The 20090-nt window shown below is 70.5% G+C and carries 18 protein-coding genes; 6 read left to right on the plus strand and 12 right to left on the minus strand.

Annotation, left to right across the window (positions count from 1 at the left end; genetic code table 11):
- Positions 1 to 472: 472 nt before the first annotated feature.
- The 5 genes from LXT12_RS22880 to LXT12_RS22900 form a co-directional block, all read right to left on the minus strand.
- The gene (locus LXT12_RS22880; protein ID WP_233394617.1) at positions 473 to 1207 is read right to left on the minus strand and encodes an ABC transporter ATP-binding protein; all 735 of its coding nucleotides are present in this window, start codon (positions 1205 to 1207) and stop codon (positions 473 to 475) included.
- Entirely contained in the window at positions 1204 to 1947 is a 744-nt protein-coding gene (locus LXT12_RS22885; RefSeq protein ID WP_233394618.1) for an ABC transporter ATP-binding protein, read from the minus strand. Before LXT12_RS22885 ends, LXT12_RS22880 begins: the two co-directional genes overlap by 4 nt.
- Positions 1948 to 2085: 138 nt before the next feature.
- Positions 2086 to 3300, minus strand: coding sequence for a substrate-binding domain-containing protein (locus LXT12_RS22890; RefSeq protein WP_414708870.1), 1215 nt, complete (start codon positions 3298 to 3300; stop codon positions 2086 to 2088).
- A 158-nt stretch (positions 3301 to 3458) separates the two neighbouring features.
- The gene (locus LXT12_RS22895; RefSeq protein ID WP_233394619.1) at positions 3459 to 4973 is read right to left on the minus strand and encodes a sigma-54 interaction domain-containing protein; all 1515 of its coding nucleotides are present in this window, start codon (positions 4971 to 4973) and stop codon (positions 3459 to 3461) included.
- A 266-nt stretch (positions 4974 to 5239) separates the two neighbouring features.
- Positions 5240 to 7435 (minus strand): TonB-dependent receptor, encoded by a 2196-nt coding sequence (locus tag LXT12_RS22900; RefSeq protein WP_233394620.1) that lies wholly within the window; start codon positions 7433 to 7435, stop codon positions 5240 to 5242.
- Between the two features lie 266 nt (positions 7436 to 7701).
- Between LXT12_RS22900 and LXT12_RS22905 the strand changes: the two genes are divergently transcribed.
- Positions 7702 to 8643 (plus strand): MBL fold metallo-hydrolase, encoded by a 942-nt coding sequence (locus tag LXT12_RS22905; protein WP_233394621.1) that lies wholly within the window; start codon positions 7702 to 7704, stop codon positions 8641 to 8643.
- Here LXT12_RS22905 and LXT12_RS22910 read toward each other — a convergent pair.
- Positions 8621 to 9154, minus strand: coding sequence for a YgjV family protein (locus LXT12_RS22910; protein ID WP_233394622.1), 534 nt, complete (start codon positions 9152 to 9154; stop codon positions 8621 to 8623). The two genes, LXT12_RS22905 and LXT12_RS22910, sit on opposite strands and share 23 nt — an antisense overlap.
- Before the next feature lie 233 nt (positions 9155 to 9387).
- Here LXT12_RS22910 and LXT12_RS22915 point away from each other — a divergent pair, with 233 nt between their 5' ends.
- The 4 genes from LXT12_RS22915 to LXT12_RS22930 all read left to right on the plus strand — a co-directional run bounded on the left by LXT12_RS22915 (position 9388) and on the right by LXT12_RS22930 (position 13466).
- On the plus strand, positions 9388 to 10026 hold the full coding sequence (locus LXT12_RS22915; RefSeq protein WP_233394623.1) for a PEP-CTERM sorting domain-containing protein: 639 nt from the start codon (positions 9388 to 9390) through the stop codon (positions 10024 to 10026).
- A 16-nt stretch (positions 10027 to 10042) separates the two neighbouring features.
- Entirely contained in the window at positions 10043 to 12094 is a 2052-nt protein-coding gene (locus LXT12_RS22920; protein ID WP_233394624.1) for a hypothetical protein, read from the plus strand.
- Between the two features lie 3 nt (positions 12095 to 12097).
- Positions 12098 to 12877, plus strand: coding sequence for a hypothetical protein (locus tag LXT12_RS22925; protein ID WP_233394669.1), 780 nt, complete (start codon positions 12098 to 12100; stop codon positions 12875 to 12877).
- 124 nt (positions 12878 to 13001) lie between these two features.
- Positions 13002 to 13466 (plus strand): DUF6622 family protein, encoded by a 465-nt coding sequence (locus LXT12_RS22930; protein ID WP_233394625.1) that lies wholly within the window; start codon positions 13002 to 13004, stop codon positions 13464 to 13466.
- 52 nt (positions 13467 to 13518) lie between these two features.
- On the opposite strand, the gene LXT12_RS22935 is transcribed toward LXT12_RS22930, so the two are convergent.
- A complete protein-coding gene (locus LXT12_RS22935; RefSeq protein WP_233394626.1) occupies positions 13519 to 14265 on the minus strand; it encodes an SDR family NAD(P)-dependent oxidoreductase in 747 nt (248 codons plus the stop codon).
- Between the two features lie 205 nt (positions 14266 to 14470).
- Between LXT12_RS22935 and LXT12_RS22940 the strand changes: the two genes are divergently transcribed.
- Positions 14471 to 15460: an AraC family transcriptional regulator gene (locus LXT12_RS22940; protein ID WP_233394627.1), complete on the plus strand. Its 990-nt coding sequence runs from the start codon at positions 14471 to 14473 to the stop codon at positions 15458 to 15460.
- Here the strand turns inward: LXT12_RS22940 and LXT12_RS22945 are convergent.
- The 5 genes from LXT12_RS22945 to LXT12_RS26815 form a co-directional block, all read right to left on the minus strand.
- On the minus strand, positions 15412 to 16518 hold the full coding sequence (locus LXT12_RS22945) for a PQQ-dependent sugar dehydrogenase (protein ID WP_233394628.1): 1107 nt from the start codon (positions 16516 to 16518) through the stop codon (positions 15412 to 15414). The two genes, LXT12_RS22940 and LXT12_RS22945, sit on opposite strands and share 49 nt — an antisense overlap.
- Positions 16519 to 16790: 272 nt before the next feature.
- Entirely contained in the window at positions 16791 to 18413 is a 1623-nt protein-coding gene (locus LXT12_RS22950; RefSeq protein ID WP_233394629.1) for a peptide chain release factor 3, read from the minus strand.
- Positions 18414 to 18471: 58 nt separating this feature from the next.
- A complete protein-coding gene (locus LXT12_RS22955; protein ID WP_233394630.1) occupies positions 18472 to 19395 on the minus strand; it encodes a methyltransferase domain-containing protein in 924 nt (307 codons plus the stop codon).
- Positions 19392 to 19886 carry a Dps family protein gene (locus tag LXT12_RS22960; protein ID WP_233394631.1) on the minus strand — a complete coding sequence of 165 codons (495 nt, stop codon included), beginning with the start codon at positions 19884 to 19886 and terminating at the stop codon, positions 19392 to 19394. The genes LXT12_RS22955 and LXT12_RS22960 overlap by 4 nt, the downstream gene beginning before the upstream one ends.
- Before the next feature lie 37 nt (positions 19887 to 19923).
- Positions 19924 to 20046, minus strand: a complete 123-nt coding sequence (locus LXT12_RS26815; protein ID WP_255763752.1) for a hypothetical protein — start codon at positions 20044 to 20046, stop codon at positions 19924 to 19926.
- Between the last annotated feature and the right edge of the window lie 44 nt (positions 20047 to 20090).

The raw sequence follows: 20090 nt of genomic DNA on the forward strand, positions 1-20090 counted from the left end.
ACCCGCTGCGCTCTCGCTGCTGTCCCTGTCCAGGTCACCACAGATCGGACCTTCACGCCGGTTAACGCCGGCTGCACGCCGGGCTCACCAATGAAGGCACGACCCGCCACGACGCGTCGCCCGAGCGACGCTTGGTTTTTTGAATTTCGACTCGTGAGCACGGCGTGCAGCCGCGCGTTAGGCGGCCATGCGGCGCGATGGATGGCGGTCGGGAGAGGGGCAGCGGCGAGAGCGAAGCGGGTCGCCTGTAGCCCAGTTCGAGCGTTCAGCGAACGAGGGCGATCGCTTTGAAGCGCCTCTCTTTTGGTGACTTTTCTCTGGCGCCGACAGAGAAAAGTTACCCGCCCTCGCGGGGCGGATTCCCGCGGCGGTGCAACGAGTCGAAAGGCTCGACGCAAAAGCGCCCCGACCCACCGAACGCACGGAGTCGCACGACCCGATGCAAAAGCCACCGACGACAACAAACCGGCGCTCACTGATGCGCCCCCAACGACAACCCCAGCAGCCGCTGCTGCAGCCCGGCGTCCTCGATCAACTCCCGCATCGCCCCCCGATGCACGACCCGCCCGTCATCCATCACCGCCACCGAGTCGCCCAGCTCCGCAGCCACCCGGAAGTTCTGCTCCACCAGCAACACCGTCGTGTCGCCGCCCTTGAGCGAGCGCAACGCCTCGATCAGGTTGCCCACGATGGCGGGCGCCAGCCCCTTGCTCGGCTCGTCGATGACCAGCAGCTCCCGCGGCTCGATCAGCGCCCGGGCGATGGCCACCATCTGCTTCTGCCCACCCGACAGCTTGCCCGCCGGGTGCTGCCAGAAGGTCTTGAGCGCCGGGAACAGCCCGAACAGCCAGTCCAGCCGCTTGGCGTCCAGGTCCGCCAGCCGCCGCGCCGAGCGCGCCGCCAGCAGCAGGTTCTCGGCCACGCTCAGCTCGCCGAAGATGCCCATGGTCTCGGGCACGTAGGCGATGCCGCGCGCGGCGATGTCGGGCGTGGCGAGCTTGGTGATGTCCTCGCCCTTGAAGCTCACGCTGCCGGCGCTCGCCGTCCATAACCCCATCAACGTGCGCAAGGTGCTCGTCTTGCCGGCGCCGTTGCGGCCCAGCAGCATCGTCACCTGGCCGGCCGGGACTTCCAGGTCCACGCCGTGCAGGATGTGGTACGCCCCCACGTGGGTGTGGACACCCTTGAGCGTCAGCAAGGCACTCATGCGGCCACCCCGAGATAGGCTTCCTGCACCACCGGCGAGGCGATGACGGTGGCCGGGTCGCCGTCGGCCACCAGCCGGCCCTGGTGCAGCACGATGATGCGGTCGGCCAGTTCGCGCACCACGTCCATCTTGTGCTCCACCAGCAGCAGGGTGTGCTTTTTCTCGGCCTTGAGGGCGCGGATCAGGTCCAGCACCACCGGCACCTCGTCCACGCTCATGCCCGCCGTCGGCTCGTCGAAGAGATAGACCTTGGGGTCGAGGGCGATCAGCATCGCCACCTCCAGCTTGCGCTGGTCTCCATGCGGCAGGCTGGCCGCGAAGTCGGTGGCGCGGTGGTCCAGGCGCACGCGCTGGAGGATGGCCTCGGCCTCCTGCACCAGCTCGCGGTGCGAGAGCCACACCGACAGCAGCCGCAGGCCCAGGCCGCGCCGCGCCTGCACGGCCAGGCGCACGTTCTCCAGCACCGTCAGGTGGGGGAAGAGCTGGGTCAGCTGGAAGGCGCGGCCCAGGCCGCGTCGCGTGCGCACCGGCGCAGGTTGCGCGGTGAGGTTCTCGCCGTCCAGCCAGACCTCGCCGCTGGTCGCGGGCAACTGGCCGGAGATCAGGTTGAAGTAGGTCGTCTTGCCCGCGCCGTTGGGGCCGACGATGGCCGTCAGCGTGCCGGGCTTGAAGGCGCAGCTCACGCCGTCGACGGCCACGTGGCCGCCGAAGCGGATGGTGAGGTTCTTGGTTTCGAGCATCGGGCGTTGTCGGGCGAGGCCCAGGAACACAGCCACAGAGACACAGAGGCACAGAGAAATCGGGTTCTCTCGCCAGCTGTGCAGTCTCTCTGTGCCTCTGTGTCTCTGTGGCTGTCTCGATTGGGCGGTCGAGCGGCGTCAGCGCTTGTTGCGGATGGGCACCGCCATCTCTTCCGGCTTGATCTCCCGCACCAGCTCCGGCACGCCCCAGGGGAAGGCCGGGTCCACCTTGATGCGGAAGTGGTACATCGACTGCATCGCCTGGTGGTCCTCCGGGCGGAAGGTCATCTTGCCCTTGGGCGTCTCGAAGCTCATGCCCTCCATGGTCTTGATGAGCTTGTTCGTCGCCGTGTCGCCGCCGGTCTTCTTCAGCGCCTCCACCAGCGCGATGGCGGCGCTCATGCCGCCCGCCGTGAAGAAGTCGGGCGGCGCCTTGAACTGCTTGTAGTGGTTGGACACCAGCCACTCGTTGACCGGGTTCTTGGGGATGCCGAAGTAGTAGTAGGTCGCGCCTTCCATGCCGGGGAACTGCTTGTAGGCCGTCATGGCCGGCAGGATGTTGCCGCCCGAGCCCACGGCGATGCCGTAGCGCTTTTGCAGGTCCAGCGCGGCGAGCGCGGGGAAGGGTGTCGTCGCCCCCGCCCACACCACGGCGATGACCTTGGGACCGGGCTTGTCCTTGAGGGAATCGACGAGGCGCTGGATGCCGGCGGTGAAGTCGGTCGTCGCCGTCGGCAGGTACTCCTCGTGGACGATCCGGGCCTTCTTGAGCGCTTCCTTGTAGGCCTTCACGGCGTCGCGCCCGAAGGCGTAGTCCTGGGCCAGGATGCCGATGTTCAGGCCGGCGATGTCGGAGGCCACGGCGTTGCCGATGGCGTCCTGGCTGGAGTTGCGGCCGGTGCGGAAGATGTACTTGTTCCACTTGTCGCCGGTGATGGAGTCGGCCACGGCCGGCTCCACCAGCAGGATCTTCTTGTACTCCTCGGCCACCGGCAGCATGGCCAGGGCCACGCCGGAGGAGGTCGGCCCCACGGCGATGTCGGCCTTGTCGTCACCATAGGCCGCGGCCAGCAGGCTCTTGCCCACGTCGGGCTTGCCCTGGTCGTCCTTCTCGATGACGACGAGCTTCTTGCCGGCCACCGTCATGGTGCCGCCGGTGGCGTAGTCCAGGCCCATCATGAAGCCGACCGCCGTCTGCTTGCCGTAGGCCTCCAGGGCGCCGGTCTTGCTGTAGATGTGGGCGATGCGGATCTCGTTGCTGGCCGCCATGGCCAGGCCCGGGGTGGCCAGCGCGGCGGCGGCGAGCAGCAGGCGGCGCGTGAGTTGGCGCGAGGAGCGCAGGTTGGGGCGCATGGGCTTGTCTCCTGGATTCGTCGTGTCTGCTCTGTCGGCAGACGGTGTCTTCCCTTTTCGCAAGGCCCGTGCCCGGCCGGGAAGTGGCGCCGGAGGCGGTTTTCGTCCGGGTTGTCCCGAGGTTTTGCGTGACTTCCGCGCTGGAGAGTGTCCGAAATTCAGGCGCCGCCTGAAACCTGGACTTTGGCTTCGAGTTCCGGCCAGCGCGCCAGCCGCTCGTACAAGGAGGCACGCGAGATCTGCAGCAGCCGGGCCGCCGCCATGCGGTTGCCGCCGGTGGCCTGCAAGGCGCGGGCGATGGCGTCGCGCTCCAGGGCTTCGATGAGTTCCGGCAGCGGGGCCACGGCCTGGGCGGGGGTGATGGCGGGGGCGGCCGGTGCCGGCGTGGCCGGCGCGGCCGTCGTCGTGGCCGTCGGCAGGCCGGCGCCGCCCTCGAAATGCTGGGCCGTCAGCTGCATGTCGTCGCTCATCAGGCTGACCTGCTCCAGCGTATTGCGCAGTTCGCGGATGTTGCCCGGCCAGGGCTGGCGCATCAGCCATTCGATGGCGTCGGGGCTCAGCAGCTTCTGCGGCATGCCGCTGCGCCGGGCGATGTCCTCGCCCAGGGCCTCGGCCAGGGCCTCGATGTCTTCCAGCCGCTCGCGCAGGGCGGGCACGCGGATGGGCAGCACGTTGAGGCGGTAGTAGAGGTCGGCGCGGAAGCTGCCGGCGGCCACCATGGCGGCGAGGTCGCGGCTGGTGGCCGCGATCACGCGCACGTCCACGCGCAGCACCGTGTTGCTGCCCAGCGGCTCCACCTCCTGCTCCTGCAGCACGCGCAGCAGCTTGCTCTGCAGGGCCAGCGGCATGTCGCCGATCTCGTCGAGGAAGAGGGTGCCGCCGTCGGCCAGCTTGAACTTGCCGTCGCGGCCCTTGCGGTCGGCGCCCGTGTAGGCGCCGGGCGAGACGCCGAAGAACTCGGCCTCCAGCAGCGTTTCCGGGACTGCCGCGATGTTCACGCTGACCAGCGGCCGGTGCGCCCGCCGCGAGGCGGAATGGATGGCATGGGCCAGCAGCTCCTTGCCCGTGCCGGTCTCGCCGAGCAGCAGCACGGTCGAATCGGTCTGCGCCACGCGGCGCGCCTGGCGCTTCACCTCCAGCGCCGCAGGGCTGGCGCCGATGAAGCTGGCGATGGTGTACTTGGGCCGGCGCTGGGCGGCGAGCTGGCGCCGCGTGTCCTCCAGCTCCTGCTGCAGCCGCGCGAATTTCTGGATCAGCGGCTGCATGGTGGTCTCGGGGTGGTCCAGCAGCACCAGGCCCAGCGCGCCGATGACCTCGCCGGCGTCGTTGCGCAGCGGCAGCCGGCTGACGAGGAAGGTGCCGGCCTTGTTGGTCAGCAGGTCCACCAGCACCGGCTTGCCGCTTTCCAGCACCTGCAGCATCTGCGTGTTGGGGACGACGTCCTCCACAGGCCGGCCGACGAACTCGTGTTCGCCGGCGAAGCCCAGGGCGGGCAGGAAGCGCTTGTAGCCGTCGCTGATCCAGACGACGCGGTGGTCGCGGTCGATGACCATCATCCCTTCCGTCGACCGGGCCAGCACGTCGAACATCGACTGCGCGGCCAGCCGCAGCAGCCCGTCGACGTCCTGGGGGATGTCGTTCGGGGCGGGTGTCTGGTTTTCGGACAGGGGCATGGCCGGCGCAATGTACCGCGCCAAGCGAACCGCCGGACCAGGGTATTCGGGCCGAGCGCTGGGCCGCTCCCGAGCCGGCCCGCCTGGGCGATGTGCTTGCGGCCCGATGCCGCAAGCATCGCCGTCCCCCCGGGGGCCGAGGCCGGACACGGCAAGTCCAGTGGACTTGTCGTGACTGCCGAGGGGCAGCCGCTCTGTCGGCTGCGCGGTCTGCAAGACCGACCGGTCGCGCCCGTGTTCAGCGGGGCGCGATTGGGCGAGGGGCCTCAAAACTTGTAGGTCCCGCCGATGGTGAACGTGCGCGGCGGGCCGTAGAAGGCATCCAGCACACCGAGGGCGGCGATGTTGTAGCCATCGGTCTTGTAGGCCTTGTTCGTCAGGTTGCTGCCTTGCAGGAAGAAGCTCAGGCGCGCGTCCTTCTCCCAGATGAGGCCCGCGTTGACGAGGGTGTAGGCGTCCTGGGCCAGGGACTCGGCCAGGTCCGTCGTCGGATAGACCTTGGTGCGATAGGTCAGGCCCAGGCGCGAGCGCAGCAGGCCCACGGGCATGGGGGCGGTGTTCTCGATGTTGAGGCCGGCCTGGAACTTGGGCGTGTTGGTGAACTTCTTCTGGTCGGCCACGTTGACGCCGCGGTCGATGTACTCGTCGTACTTGGCATGCAGTGCGGCCAGGTTGCCGCTCAGGCGCCAGGCGGTCGTCGGCGTCCACAGGAACTCCACCTCGGCGCCCTGCATCGTGGCCTTGCCGGCGTTGGTGAAGTCGCCGAAGAAGTTGGGCTTGCCGGCGGCGTCGATGTAGGAGGTGAAGACCGACAGCTGCACGTTCTTGTACTTGTTGTGGAAGACGGCGGTGTTGAGCTCGAGCCGCCCGCCGTCCAGCACCATCTTGGCACCCACTTCCAGCGAGTCCAGCTTCTCGTCCTCGAAGGGCTTGGACGATGCCGGCACGGCCAGGGTGTTGGCGCGGATGTTGTAGCCGCCGCTCTTGAAGCCGCGCGAGGCCGTCGTGTAGAGCTTGACGGCGTTGCTGGCCTTGTATTCCAGCGACAGGCGCGGCGAGGTGTTGGTCACCGAGCGGCTCTTGTCGAAGTTGGCGGGCACGGCGATGGGGTTGCCGCTGAAGCTGTCGTTGGAGAAGGCCTGGTTGAGCACGACGGCGCGCTTGTCCTCGCTGGTGTAGCGCAGGCCGGTGCTGACGCTGAACTGCGGCGTCAGGCGCCAGCTCCAGTCGCCGAAGACGGCCTTGCCCTTGGTGTAGACCATGCCGTTGGTCGTGCCGAAGCTGAGGTTGAAGAAGTTGTTGCGCACCGTGCCGCCGGCGCGGCCGTCGAAGTAGTACAGGCCGACGACGCCGGAGCTGTTCTGGCCCTCGTAGGCGGCCTGCAGCTCGTGGCTCTGGGAGCTGTCGTGGTACTCGGCGCGCACGTCGGCGATCTTGTTGGGCAGGCCGTCGAAGTCGATGGCCGTGTTGGTGTCGGAGGCGCGGTGGGCCAGGATGTATTTCAGGCTCCATGCCTCGCTGACGCCCCAGTTCAGCGTCAGGGACTCGCCCTCGCTGTTGGTGGAGTTGGCGTTGGGCATGCCGCTGGCGATGTCGTAGCGGTTGGTACCGGGGGGCGTCTTGGCCGGGTCGAAGGCGCTCACCGCCAGGCGCTGGAAGCCGCGCATGTGCGAGCTGTCGCGGGTGCGGTCCACCGAGACCTGGGCATTGAAGGTCGAGCCGGTCGGGAACCAGCCGGCCGACAGGCGGCCACTGGTGGTGTTCTGGTCGGACACGGGGCTGCCGTCCGTCAGGTTGTGGCCGTAGCCGTCACGGTTCAGGCTGGCGCCGGCCAGGCGAAAGCGCACCTGGCCGTCGTCGACGGCCGTGCCCACGCCGCCCTTGGCCGTCACCTGGCCGTAGTTGCCGACGGCCAGCGTCACCGAGCCCTCGGTCCGCTGCGGCAGGGGCTTGGAGACGTACTTGACCGCGCCGCCGATGGTGTTCTTGCCGTAGAGCGTGCCCTGCGGCCCGCGCAGCACCTCCACGCGCTGCACGTCGTAGACGTCCAGCAGGGCGCCCTGCGGCCGGGCGATGTAGACGTCGTCGAAATAGATGCCGACGCCCGGGTCCACGCCCCACAGCGGGTCGGCCTGGCCGACGCCGCGGATGAAGGTGGTGATGGTGGTGTTGCTGCCGCGCGCGGCGTAGATGGTCAGGTTGGGCACCTGGCCCTGCAGGTCACCCAGGTCCTTGATGGCCAGCTTGTCGAGCTGCTCGGCCGTCAGCGCGGTGACGGCCACGGGCACGTCCTGCAGCGACTCCTCGCGCTTGCGGGCCGTGACCTTGACGGTCTCCAGCGTCGCCACCGCCGGCTCGGCCGCGGGCGCGGTCTGGGCCCAGCCGGGCGCGGCGGCACTGGCGCCGAGGGCGGCGAGGATGGCGAAATGCAGCGGCGAACGCGCCGGATGGCGTCGGGGCATGGCTTGTCTCCTGGTTGTGTGTGTGTCTGTGGAATGCCAGGCGCCAAGGCGCAAGAGGCATGCCCGCGCCACCCTGGGGCGAGTCCCGTGCAAACCCTTGCGGGTTGACCCGCGTTTTCGCCGTCCGGCAGCCCGCGGCTGTCTGGATTCCAGTCATCGACCCCGGTGCGGGCTGTCCATATCGTGGACAACGCCCTGGGGGCTGCAAGGGTGCAAGGCCGCCGCTATCCTGCGCGCCGATCCCACCACCTTCCCGGAGACCCACGATGCTCAAACGCCTGCTTCCCGCTGCCCTCGCCCTTGGCTTCAGCGCCACGACGGCCCTTGCGGCCGGCCCGCTGCTCAAGGGCCAGGCGCCGGGCTGGTACCGCCTGCAGCTTGGCGATTTCGAGGTCACGGCCCTGAACGACGGCACCCTGGACCTGCCCGTCGACCAGCTGCTGCAGCAACCCAAGCCCGACACTGTCCGCGCCCTGCAGCATGCCTACCTCGGCGTGCCGCTGGAGACCTCGGTCAACGCCTTCCTCATCAACACCGGCACCAAGCTCGTGCTGGTGGACACCGGCGCCGCCGGCCTCTTCGGCCCGACCCTGGGCAAGCTGCTGGCCAACCTGAAGGCCGCCGGCTACAGCCCCGAGCAGGTCGACGAGATCGTCATCACCCACATGCACGGCGACCACATCGGCGGCACCGCCGCCGACGGCAAGCCCAACTTCCCCAACGCCACGCTGCGCCTGGACAAGAAGGACGCCGACTTCTGGCTCTCGCCCGAGCAGATCGCCAAGGGCGGCGACGGCGCCAAGGCCATCGCCGCCAACGTCAAGGCCTATGCCGACGCCGGCCGCTTCAAACCCTTCGAGGGCAGCCCGGCGGGCGTGGAGATCGTGCCTGGCGTGAAGGCCTTCCCGGCCTATGGCCACACGCCCGGCCACAGCAACTACGTGGCCGAGAGCAAGGGCCAGAAGATCATGTTCTGGGGCGACCTGATGCACGTCGCCGCGGTGCAGTTCCCCAAGCCCTCGGTCACCATCAACTTCGACTCCGACCCCAAGGCCGCCGCCCCGGCCCGCGAGAAGGCCTATGCCGCCGCGGCCAAGGAGGGCTACTACGTCGGCGTCGCCCACGTCAGCTTCCCCGGCATCGGGCGGCTGCGCGCCGACGGCAAGGGCTACGACTGGCTGCCGGTCAATTACTCGGCGAACCGCTGACGCCGCCGCGGCGGCCGTCGCGCGCCAGGCGCGCGATGGTCGCCAGGTTCACCGCGGCCACCACCAGCTCCAGCGCCGTGCCGCCGACGGAGCCGGCGATCAGGTTGTTGGCGATCCACAGCCCCGTGCCGCCCAGCATCACCAGGCGCATGGGAATGCCCTGCAGCGTGAAGAGGGCCACCGTCCCCAGGCAGGAGGCGGCCAGCGGCAGCCAGTCGCTCGGCCGCGTGGCGATGGCCAGGCCGAAGCCGACGTTGGCCGCGACGACCGCCACCGCCACCCAGCGCGAACGCGTGCGCAGCGACAGCACCGAGCGCAGCGTCGACAGCAGCGAGCTCGCCACCGCCGTGGGATTGCCCAGCAGCGCGAAGTGCAGCACGTAGGCGATGCACTCGCCGGTCATGAAGAGCTTGAAGCGCCGGTCGTCGGTCTGCAGGAAGCAGCCGACGCCGAGCACGAAGGCGGCGTAGCCGACGATCTGGGCGGGCGAGAACCAGTCGGGAGCGGGCATGGGGTGGGCGGCGGAAGCTGCAGCCCCCGAGAACTAGGGGGCGTTGGAGTCGGGCCCGGATTGTCCGGCCGACGCCAGGGAAGCCGCCCCGCGCAGGGGCCTTGTCCACATTCCTGGCGGTTATGCGGCCCGCTCGAATTGGCAGGGCGGCCGCGGACTAACCCGATGTCGCGTGCACAGAGGTTTGCCGACCATCCGGCCCGCCTCAGCTCCGCGACGCCGTCGCCCCTGCCATGACCTCGCTCAAGAAGACGCTGTTCGCCGCCCTGGCCCTGACGGGCTTGTTGAGCGGCTTGCCGGCCCGCGCCGATCTGCTCGTCCGCGGCAACGGCACCATGGTCTACGACACCGGCGCCAACCTCACCTGGCTGCTGGATGCGGGCCTGGGCGGCCTGCGCACCCAGGCTGACGCCGCGCAGTGGGCCGCGGGCCTGGCCTTCGGCGGCTTCGACGACTGGCGGCTGCCGACCGTGGCGCCGGTCAACGGCCTGGCCCTGCAGCTCGACTACAGCGACGACGGCTCCACCGACGTCGGCATGAACAACGCCGGCCTCAACACCGAGCTCGGCCACCTGTACTACGCGAGCCTGGGCAATACCGCGGCCGGCCTGGCCCAAACCGGCCCGTTCGCGGGCCTGGCCGACCCCGCCGACCCCGTCGGGCCCGCCTTCTGGACCGGCACGCCCACCGACGCCGGCTGGGCCCTGGCCTTCTTCATGGGCATGGGCGCCCAGGACCAGCTCGCCACCGACACCCTCGCCCAGGCCTGGGCCGTGCGCACGGGCGACGTGGCCGCCGTGCCCGAGCCCGCCAGCCTGGCCCTCGCCGTGGCCGGCCTGCTGGCCCTCGCCGTCCGTCGCCGTTCCTGCTGAACCGAAAGGCCCCGCCATGAGAACACTCGCCTTGCTGGCCCTTTGCCTGGGCTTTGCCGGTGCCGCGCAGGCCGGCTACACGCCCACCCCCAACGACTGGGCCTGCACCAACAAGGTCGGCGGCAGCTGGACCCACGGCCGCGCGCCCTCGGGCTGCGACGCCTCCGCCTTCGGCCCCGACAGCTTCGTGCGCGGCAACTATGCCGGTGTCGTCTTCAGCGACGCTGCGGCCAGCCTCGTCGACGAACGCAAGCGCTACATGCAGGCCATGTACCCCGTCATCCGCGACGCCAGCGAGCGCTACCTGAAGTCGCGCAAGCCGGCGGTGTCGGCGCGCGAGCTGGAGGCCTTCCAGCGCGGCACCTACGCAACGCTGCGGCAGGAGACCTTCTGGTCGCACTACCGCGACGCCCAGCTCTCCGCCGGCCAGCCCTATCTCCTCAAGATGATGCGGGGCGACAGCGGCCACGGCCACGGGATGATGCAGGTCGACGACCGCTACCACTTCGTCGAGCTCCAGCTGGGCAAGGGCTGGAACATGATGCAGAACTTCACCTACGCCATGGACATCTACTTCGATGCCTGGGAGGCGGCGCCTGCGGCCTGCCTGGGTGGCGTGACCTCGCCGACGGGCACCGCCGCCCAGGTCGACGAGTACTGGCGCGGGCGGGCCCGCTCGGCCTGGTCGGCCTACAACGGCGGGCCCACCAAGGTCTGCCGCTGGCAGAACACGGCCGACCCCAACGCGTCCAAGGACAACGGCTACCGCGACAACTACGACAACCGCCTGTGGCTGACCGACGTGGCCGACACCGCCAAGGCTGCCGCCATCGACGTGGCCTGCCTGATGGACAACGGCCCGCAGTGCCCCGTGCCGGCGGGCGGCAGCGTCGAGCCCGGCAAGCTGCTGCAGGTGGGCAGCGCGGCCTGCGCCCTCAACGGCAGCACGCTGGAATGCGTGGACGACGTGCGCGACGCCGCTTGCCTGGCGGGCCGCGCGGCCTTCGACGAAGCCGGCGGCATCACGCCGGTCTACATCGCCCAGACGGCCGGTTATGCGCGCATCGACCACAACCGCCACCAGCTCTGCCGCGCCCAGGTGCCGGGCCTGCAGTCCCTGGGCAGCGCCATTGCGACGCTCAAGCCCCTGGAGCTGCGCTCGGCGCCCGACGGCATGGTGCTGGGCCAGGCCGCCGCCGCCAGCTACCAGGTGCTGGACTTCATGGTGAGCGGCGCCCAGCAGCAAAAGCGGCTCTACCGCATCCGCGCCGATCTCGGCGGCACGCTGACCGATGGCTGGATCGACGCGGGCGACGCCGCCAGCCACGCCGCCATCGCGGTCGGCGCCGCGCCCACCGGCCCGGGCGCCATCGCCTACGCCGGCGACTGGGTCAAGGTGGTGCCCAACCTCAACATGCGGGCCACGCCCGGCGGCACGCTGCTGGTCACCATCCCGGCCGGCTCGCCGGTGCAGGTGAAGGAGGTGTTCGGCACGGCCTCGGCCAACAACCTCTACTACCGCATCGAATATACGCACACCGACGGCGTGCTGCGCGATGGCTGGATCTTCGCCGGCAACCTCTACCCGGTCTCCACGCTGGCCAACTGGGTGGTGCCGACGACGGCGCCCTCGGCGGCGAGGCCCGCGCACTGCCCCAACGGCACGCGCTACGACGCCCACCTGCGCCAGTGCATGAGCGGCAGCCAGACCTACGGCCCCTTCACGGCCGCCACGGTGCAGGCCTGCGTGGACGGCGGCGGCGGCGCGGTCTGCACCGCCAACCGGCCCACCGTGGTCGACGGCGTGGCGCTGACCCTGCCGATCTGGAGCAAGGCCCTGGCCGCTGCCGCCACGGGCAATGGCGACTGCCCGCGCGGTGCGGCGCGATCCATGGCGCACCGCTTCCACTGCACCGAGACGGTGGTGCGCAATGGCGCGGCCGAGACCGACGTCTACGGCCCCTTCGGCACGGCCCTCGTCAACGCCTGCCTGGCGCGCTCGGGCAATGCCGCCTGGTGCCGCACCAACCGCTGGCCGGCGGCGACCTTCCTCGCCCTGCAGCCCTGAGCGATGAAGGCGGCGGCCTGGAGCCTGGGGCTGGCGTCGGCCGCGGTGGCCGCCTGGCTGGCCTGGGGGCGGCCCGGACCGGGCGAACTCCGCCCGGAGGCATCCGCGGCGCCGCCGCCCGCCCGGCCGGTCCCGGCCAGCGCGCCGCTGCCGTCCGCAGCGCTGGCCGCGGCCCCGGGCGCGTCGGCCGGCGCCGCTGGCGACCTCGCGGCCCGGCCCACGCAGCCGCCTGCCCAGGCCTTGCGTGCACTGATGCAATGCCACGCCGCCAACACCTGCCGCGTCACCAGCCACGAGGGCCTGGACGAGCACTTCGAGATCGTCGAGGCGGTCCTGCGCCAGCTCGACCGCCTGGTGGCCCAGGGCAGCCCGGCCGAGCAGGTGGCCTGGGCGCGCGAGCTGCTCGGCTTCCCCGACGGCCACGTGCAGGCCGCAGCCCTGTCCCTGGCCGCGCGGCTGCCGCCTTCGGCCGAGACGGTGGCTGCCGCCGTGAAGGCGCTCGGCCGCAGCCATGACGCGGTGCTGCTCGCCCAGGCCTACCCGGTGCTGCGGCAGTGGCAGCAGCTCGGGATGTCGGCCGGCTACGACGACATGTTCCTCGGCCTCGTCCACACCGGCGGCTGGCAGGCGGCCCAGTCCGTGGCGGAGAACATCGGCCCCTTCCTGAACGCCGGCAACGTGGGGCGCTTCGAGCAGGTGGCGCGCCAGTTGCAGCCGGGGGCGCGGCAGCAGGCCCTGCTGCGGTCGCTGCGCGACTACCAGCTGCAGCGCCAGGGCGGCTGACGCCGCCGGCGCCCGCCCACGGCATTTCGCGCCCCGCGCTGTCGATCCGTCGCAAGCGCCTCGCCCGCCGGACAGGCGCTCCGCACAGTGCGGCCATCGCAGCCACTCTCGCAGGACGCCTCCCATGAACACCCTTCCGCTCTGGCCCTTCGCCCTCCTCGCCACTCTCGTCGCCCTGGGCTACCGCCAGTCGCGCGAGCGCCTCGTCCGGCCCCGCACACTGGCCCGGCTGGCCGCGGCCATGCTCGCGCTGTCGCTCTACGGCGTCATGTCGACGTTCGGGGCCAGCCTGGTGCCGGTGCTGGCCTGGGCGGCGGGCTTCGCCGCCAGCGTCCGGCTTGGCGGGCCGGTGTTCGCGCCCCGCGGCCTGGCCCGCGAAGGCGAGGCGGTGCGCATGCCGGGCAGCTGGGTGCCCATGGGCCTGATGCTCGGCATCTTCGTGGCCCGGTTCGCCCTGGGCTTCGCCACCGGCACGCACGCCGCCGTCATGGACGAGCCGTGGTTCGTCGCGACGGCCTGCGCGGTGCTCGGCTTGCTCAGCGGCGGCTTCGCCGCCCGGGCGGCCGCGGTCCGCCGCTTCGCCGCCTGAAGTTGAATTCCATGCGTCGCGGGTGCCGCGAACGCCGGGTGGACAACCGGGGTCAGGACGGCTCGGCGACGAGGTCGTCCTCGTCCTCAGCGCGTGCCGGCGCGGGCCGGGCGGCGGCCACCGATGCCGCGGGTCCGAAGGTTCGCAACCTGGCCAGCACCGCGTCTTCGTGCAGGCCCTGGGCCAGCAACTGGGCCAGGCCCGAGGCGAAAGGGGCGAGGGCCATGCCGGAGCCCGGCTCGCGTGCCGGCGGCCCGACGGCGATGGCCTCCACCCAGGCGCTCGCCCAGCGTTTGCTGACCGAGACGGTGCAGGCCTTCAGGCCGCCCTCCATGGCGTCGCGCATCGGCGGCATGGCCGGCGGGGCCAGTGCCGGACCGGCGCAGACGTTGATGACGCCGCCACCCGGCTGCCGCCGCAGCTGTGGCAGCAGACAGCCGGTCAGGTGCCGCAACCCGAGCCGGTGGGCCTCCAGCCGCCGCGGCGTGTCGTCGTGCATCAGCAGCTGCATGCCCGGCAGGTAGCGTGCCGGAAAGGCCACCGACACGTTGACCAGCAAGTTGAGGCCGGGGCAGGCCGCGCCGGCCCCGTCGGCGAAGGCCGCGACGCTCCAGGGGTCGGCCAGGTCCAGCTCCAGGATGCGCAGGCCCGGATGGGCGTGGGCGGCGGCCTCCCGGGCCGTGCCGGGCGCTCCGAAGAGGACGACTTCGTTGCCCATGCGGCACAGCAGCTCGGCCAGGCCGCGCCCGACGCCGCCCATGCCGACCGCCAGGAGAATGGTGTTGCCCTGCATCTTCATCTGCGGCTCCCCGGTGTCCGAATCGAGGGCCGCATTCAATCGGCTGGCGCGGATTCCGGGCAGTCAAAACCGGTCAAGTGATTGCACGATCCGCCCATCGTGGCGGGTGGTGCACCCGGGCGCGGCAAGCGCTGCCGTTTGCCGCGGGCGCCGATAGCCCGAATCCGTCAAGCTCTTGCACGATTCCCCCATTGCGCGCCGGATCGTGCAGCGACCCCTTGAGCCGGCCGGCCGCAACCGCTACGGTGGCGGCATGGGGTCACTTGAAGAATTGCGGCAGCTGATCACGCGCCATGCCAGCGCGGGCGGCAAGGGTGTGTCGGAGGTCTGGGCAGCGGCAGCGTCCGCGCCGACCGAGCTGGTCCACCATGTGCTGGAGCCCACCTTCGTCGTCGTCGCCCAGGGCGCCAAGCGCGCCATGCTGGGCGACGAGATGTTCGAGTACCGGCAGGGCCAGTTCCTCGTCGTCGGCGTGGACCTGCCCATCGCCGGCTGCGTCACCCAGGCCAGCCCGGAGCTGCCTTATCTGTCCGCCGGCCTGACACTGCGCGCGGCGACCATCTCCTCGCTGCTGCTGGAGATGGACCCGGCCGACGTGGCGCCGACGGAGCCCGCCGGCATCGCCGTGAGCGACGCCTGCGAGGAGCTGCTGGAAACCGTGGTGCGCATGCTGCGGCTGAAGGATTCGCCGCGCGACGCCGCGGTGCTCGGCCCGCTGGTGGAGCGCGAGCTGGTGTGGCGGCTGCTGCACGGGCCTCAGGGCGCGATGGTGCGCCAGATCGGCCTGGCCGACAGCCGGCTGTCGCAGATCGGCCGGGCCATCCGCTTCATCCGCGCCCACCATGCCGAGCCCATCTCCATTCCCAAGCTCGCCGACATGGTGGCCATGAGCGAGTCGTCCTTCCACCGCCACTTCCGCAGCGCCACGACGATGAGCCCGCTTCAGTACCAGAAGCTGATCCGGCTGCAGGAAGCGCGGGCGCGGCTGCTGGCCGACGCCGGCGACGTGGCCGCCATCGGCTACAGCGTGGGCTACGACAGCCCTTCGCAGTTCAGCCGGGAGTACAGCCGCCTGTTCGGCGCGCCGCCCGGCCGCGACAAGCTGCGGCTCGGCAGCCGCGCCACCGGGGCGGCGGACGGCGCGGCTCAGGGCTCGACGCGCACCACGCGGCCGGCGTTTTCGAGCACCAGGTAGAGCAGCCCGTCCGGGCCCTCGCGCACGTCGCGCAGGCGGCCGGCGTCGGGGAAGAGGCGCTCCTGCTCGACCGGCCGGTTGTCGGCGTCCAGCCTGACCCGCTCCAGGTAGCCGAACTTCAGCGAGCCGATGAAGAAGCTGCCCTGCCAGCCCGGGCCGTAGCGGTCGCTCCTGAGGCGCGCCAGGCCTGACGGCGCGATCGAGGGCACCCACTTGACGAGGGGCTGCTCCATGCCGGCCTTGGCCGCGATGCCTTCGCCGATCTTGCCGCCGCCATAGTTCTCGCCGTAGGTGATGACGGGCCAGCCGTAGTTGAGTTTCGGCCGGATGAGATTGAGTTCGTCGCCGCCCTGCGGGCCGTGCTCGTGCTGCCACAGCCGCCCTTGCGCGTCGAAGACGAGGCCCTGCGAATTGCGGTGGCCGTAGCTCCAGATCTCGGGCAGGGCGCCCGGGGTGTTCACGAAGGGGTTGTCGGCGGGCACGCTGCCGTCCTTGCCGACGCGAACGATCTTGCCGAGGTGGTTGTCCAGCGTCTGCGCCCGGGCCATCTGGGTGAAGCGCTCGCCCAGGCTCAGGAAGAGCTTGCCGTCGGGCGCCTCGGCGATGCGGCAGCCGAAATGCAGCTTGCTCTCGACCTTGGGCTTCTGGCTGAAGATGACCTTGACGTCGGTGAGCCGCTTCAGGTCCTCGCTCAGCCGCGCGCGGGCCAGGGCCGTGCTGTTGGTCTTGCCGTCCTCGCCGGGTTCGGCAAAGCAGAAATAGAGGGTGCGGTTGCGGGCGAAGTCGCTGTCGGGCTGCACGTCCAGCAGCCCGCCCTGGCCGCCGACGTCGATGGCCGGCAGCCCCTGGATGGGCGCGCTCGGCTTGCCGCCCGGCTGGGCCGTTCGCATCCGGCCGTCGCGCTCCGTCACGAGCAGGGTGCCGCCGGGCAGGAAGGCAACGGCCCAGGGGGTCTTCAGCCCTTCGATGACGGTCTCCAGCCGGGGTGCGGCCTGCGCCGGCAGGACGGCAGCCAGCGCGAGTGACAAGACGGGCAGGGCGCGGTGGACGAGGCTCATCGTCAGGCTTTCGGCAGCGTGCCGGCCGGCACGGACGGCCGCATCATCTCAGTTATCCATGCCGCTTTCGCGGCATTCGTGACGCGTGAAACGAATGCGGAAATGCAACCACAGAGGCACAGAGCCTCAGAGAGAAAAGCTCCGTGTTTCCTCTGTGCCTCCGTGCCTCTGTGGTTGCCTTTTCAGTTGTCCACTTCACGGTCGCGGCAGGCATGCCCTCTGCCGCACCGCGGCGACCAGTTCGTGCGTGGCAACTACGCCAGGCGGCTGCGCTAGCCGTCCAGGCGCTGCTGGAACACCAGGCCCGCGTGCTCGCGCAGTGCGTGGAACCTGATCTTGGGCCAGTTGGCCTCGATGGCGCGCAGCTCGGGCGCGTACTCCACCAGCACCGTCGGCGCGTCGACCGCGTCGTAGGCCATGCGGTGGTCGTTGGCGTCGATGAAGCGCTTGAGTTCGGCCGGGTCGTCGCAGGTGACCCAGCGCGCCACCTGGAAGCGGCTGGGCATGATGCGCGCCTTGCAGCCGTATTCGTGCTCCAGCCGGTGGGCCACCACCTCGAACTGCAGCTGGCCCACCGCGCCCAGCAGCAGCACGCTGCCGGCGATGGGCCGGAACACCTGGATGGCGCCCTCCTCGCCGAGCTGCTGCAGGCCGGCCTTGAGCTGCTTGGTCTTGAGCGGGTCGGCCACCTCCACGGCGCGGAACATCTCCGGCGCGAAGAAGGGCAGGCCGGTGTACTGCAGGGCCTCGCCCTCGGTGATGGTGTCGCCGAGCTGCAGCACGCCGTGGTTGGGGATGCCGATGATGTCGCCGGCGAAGGCCTCGTCGAGCAGCTCGCGGCGCTGCGACAGGAAGCTCACGACGGTGTTGGGCCGCAGCTCCTTGCCCGAGCGCACGACCTTGAGCCGCATGCCGCGCTCGAAATGGCCCGAGGCCACCCGCACGAAGGCGATGCGGTCGCGGTGGGCGGGGTCCATGTTGGCCTGGATCTTGAACACCACGCCGCTGAACTTGGGCTCCTCCGGCTGCACCGTGCGCTGCATGGCCACGCGGGCGTCGGGCGAGGGGGCCAGCTCGACGAGGGCGTCCAGCACCTCCTGCACGCCGAAGTTGTTGACCGCCGAGCCGAAGAACATCGGCGTCTGGCGGCCGGCGAGGAAGTCTTCGTGGTTGAACTCGGGCGCGGCCTCCTTGACCAGCTCGATCTCGCCGGCGGCGTTCTCGTACTGCAGGCCGAAGCGCTCGGCGTAGACCGGGTTGTCCAGGCCTTCGAGCACCTCCTCCGTGCCGGCGACGCGGTCCTCGCCGGGGGCGAAGACGCGCATGCGCTGCTGGCGCAGGTCCATGACGCCGTGGAACTGCTTGCCCATGCCGACCGGCCAGGTGAAGGGCACGACGGTCATGCCCAGCTCGCGCTCGATCTCGTCCATCAGCGCCAGCGGCTCCTGCACCTCGCGGTCCATCTTGTTGACGAAGGTCAGGATGGGCGTGTTGCGCGCGCGGCAGACCTGCAGCAGGCGGCGGGTCTGGGGCTCGACGCCGTTGGCCGCGTCGATCACCATCAGCGCAGCATCCACGGCCGTCAGCACGCGGTAGGTGTCCTCGGAGAAGTCCTGGTGGCCGGGGGTGTCGAGCAGGTTGATGACGCAGTCGCGGTACTCCATCTGCATCACCGACGAGGCCACCGAGATGCCGCGCTGTTTCTCGATCTCCATCCAGTCCGACGTGGCGTGCCGCGACGCCTTGCGCGCCTTCACCGAGCCGGCGATCTGGATGGCGCCAGAGAACAGCAGCAGCTTCTCCGTCAGCGTGGTCTTGCCGGCGTCGGGGTGGCTGATGATGGCGAAGGTGCGGCGGCGGCGGACTTCCGTCGCGATGCGGCTGGGTTCGGACATTGCGGGGGCTGGAGCGGGCTAACCCGCGATTATCGGGGCCTGCTCCGCCGGGCCCGCTTCAGCCACCCTGGAAGGCCATCTTGCGGTAGTGCTCCATGCGCAGCTCCTCCAGCCGTGTCCGCAGCACGGCGGCCTGGGCCGGGTCGCCCGGCCAGGGAACCTCCTGCAGGACGATCATGAAGCTGTTGCTGACGGCGCCGGAGCACAGGCAGGGCAGCAGGTCGCACTGGCGCAGCAGGTAGAGCTCGATCAGCAGCGCCTGCATCGAGGCCGGCGTGAAGACGTGGTGGTGCAGGTAGGCGAGGTCGGTGGCCTCGCCGCGCAGCCGGGCCTGCAGGCGTTCGAAGGCCTGGCCCAGATCGCCGAGCGCCATGGGGTCGGAGGCGCCGAAGAGGTGGGTGCTACCTGGGGGCGCGATGGCGCTGCGGCTGTCGGCATCGAAGGCCAGCTGCGTGGCCTTCCAGCCCGGCGGGCCGTAGTGGGTCATCAGCACGTCGCTGGTCGTGGTCGGCGGTCGGAAGACGTCGAAGGTGCGCTGCTTGTGCGGCACCACCAGGGCCACCGCGCCGTCCTCGTCGAGCAGGGCCTGCAGGCTGCGCAGGTGCGCCAGCAGGTCGGGCTGGTGCTCGACGTTGTGGGAGCTGAAGATCAGCTCGAAGCGCTCGCCCGCCGGGACGCACTCGGCCAGCCGGCTGTCGGCGCAGACGTAGTCGATGTCGTCGAACAGGTCCGGCGGCAGGGTCTCGAGCTTGTAGGCCGATTGCAGCTGGCGGCGCAGTTCGGCGGTGTCGCAGCAGTCCGAGACCTTGAGCCGGGGAAAGTCGCGGCGGCGGAACACTGGCGCCGCGCCCGGGCCGATCTCCAGGATGCGGGACTCGGGCGCCATCGCGCCGCGGATGGCCTCCGTGAAGCTGACGCCGGGCTTGAGCTGGGCCCAGAGCCGCTCGGTGAAGGCTTGGCCCGGCACGTCGGCCGCGCTCACTCCGCCAGCAGGCTGCGCAGCATCCAGGCCGTCTGCTCGTGCACGGTGAGGCGTTGCGTCAGCAGGTCCGCGCTGGGCTCGTCGCCCGCCTTGTCCACCAGCGGGAAGAGGGCGCGCGCGGTGCGGGCCACGGCCTCGTGGCCCTGCATCAGCACCTCGACCATCTTCATGGCCTTGGGTGGCTCGGCAGGGGCATCCGGCAGGCCACTGAGCTTGGCGAACTGGGCGTAGCTGCCGGGCGCCGGGTGGCCCAGGGAGCGGATGCGCTCGGCGATGGGGTCGACGGCGTTCCACAGCTCGGTGTACTGGGTCATGAACATCGCGTGCAGGCTGTTGAACATCGGCCCGGTGACGTTCCAGTGGAAGTTGTGGGTCGTCAGGTACAGCGTGTAGGTCTCGGCCAGCAGCTTGGACAGGCCGGCCGCGATGGCGGCACGGTCCTTGTCGCCGATGCCGATGCTGATGGAGGGGGCGGTGGGCTTCTTGGCCATGGAGAAACTCCGGTTGTTTGGGTCGAGCCTAACGGATTCAGTGGGCGAGGCGGTGAACCTGCATCAAGAGGGCGAGGGCCGCGATGCTGCCGCTGGCGAAGACAAGGAGGCCCAGTCCGCGTTGCATGCGGCGGGCGACCGAAGGCGATGAAGAGTGCATGGCGGTCTCCTTGAACGAGACGCCACTTTATGGGTTGCTATCGA

The sequence above is a fragment of the Pelomonas caseinilytica genome, from assembly GCF_021353235.1.
Lineage (GTDB): Bacteria > Pseudomonadota > Gammaproteobacteria > Burkholderiales > Burkholderiaceae_C > Pelomonas > Pelomonas caseinilytica.

Excerpts from the sequence above, each read along its gene's own strand:
- LXT12_RS22920 (WP_233394624.1), top strand. The coding sequence starts at position 10,043 with ATGAGAACACTCGCCTTGCTGGCCCTTTGCCTGGGCTTTGCCGGTGCC.
- LXT12_RS22935 (WP_233394626.1), bottom strand. The coding sequence starts at position 14,265 with ATGAAGATGCAGGGCAACACCATTCTCCTGGCGGTCGGCATGGGCGGC.
- LXT12_RS22905 (WP_233394621.1), top strand. The coding sequence starts at position 7,702 with ATGCTCAAACGCCTGCTTCCCGCTGCCCTCGCCCTTGGCTTCAGCGCC.
- LXT12_RS26815 (WP_255763752.1), bottom strand. The coding sequence starts at position 20,046 with ATGCACTCTTCATCGCCTTCGGTCGCCCGCCGCATGCAACGCGGACTG.
- LXT12_RS22945 (WP_233394628.1), bottom strand. The coding sequence starts at position 16,518 with ATGAGCCTCGTCCACCGCGCCCTGCCCGTCTTGTCACTCGCGCTGGCT.
- LXT12_RS22915 (WP_233394623.1), top strand. The coding sequence starts at position 9,388 with ATGACCTCGCTCAAGAAGACGCTGTTCGCCGCCCTGGCCCTGACGGGC.
- LXT12_RS22930 (WP_233394625.1), top strand. The coding sequence starts at position 13,002 with ATGAACACCCTTCCGCTCTGGCCCTTCGCCCTCCTCGCCACTCTCGTC.
- LXT12_RS22925 (WP_233394669.1), top strand. The coding sequence starts at position 12,098 with ATGAAGGCGGCGGCCTGGAGCCTGGGGCTGGCGTCGGCCGCGGTGGCC.
- LXT12_RS22910 (WP_233394622.1), bottom strand. The coding sequence starts at position 9,154 with ATGCCCGCTCCCGACTGGTTCTCGCCCGCCCAGATCGTCGGCTACGCC.
- LXT12_RS22950 (WP_233394629.1), bottom strand. The coding sequence starts at position 18,413 with ATGTCCGAACCCAGCCGCATCGCGACGGAAGTCCGCCGCCGCCGCACC.
- LXT12_RS22900 (WP_233394620.1), bottom strand. The coding sequence starts at position 7,435 with ATGCCCCGACGCCATCCGGCGCGTTCGCCGCTGCATTTCGCCATCCTC.
- LXT12_RS22960 (WP_233394631.1), bottom strand. The coding sequence starts at position 19,886 with ATGGCCAAGAAGCCCACCGCCCCCTCCATCAGCATCGGCATCGGCGAC.
- LXT12_RS22890 (WP_414708870.1), bottom strand. The coding sequence starts at position 3,300 with ATGCGCCCCAACCTGCGCTCCTCGCGCCAACTCACGCGCCGCCTGCTG.
- LXT12_RS22880 (WP_233394617.1), bottom strand. The coding sequence starts at position 1,207 with ATGAGTGCCTTGCTGACGCTCAAGGGTGTCCACACCCACGTGGGGGCG.
- LXT12_RS22895 (WP_233394619.1), bottom strand. The coding sequence starts at position 4,973 with ATGCCCCTGTCCGAAAACCAGACACCCGCCCCGAACGACATCCCCCAG.
- LXT12_RS22885 (WP_233394618.1), bottom strand. The coding sequence starts at position 1,947 with ATGCTCGAAACCAAGAACCTCACCATCCGCTTCGGCGGCCACGTGGCC.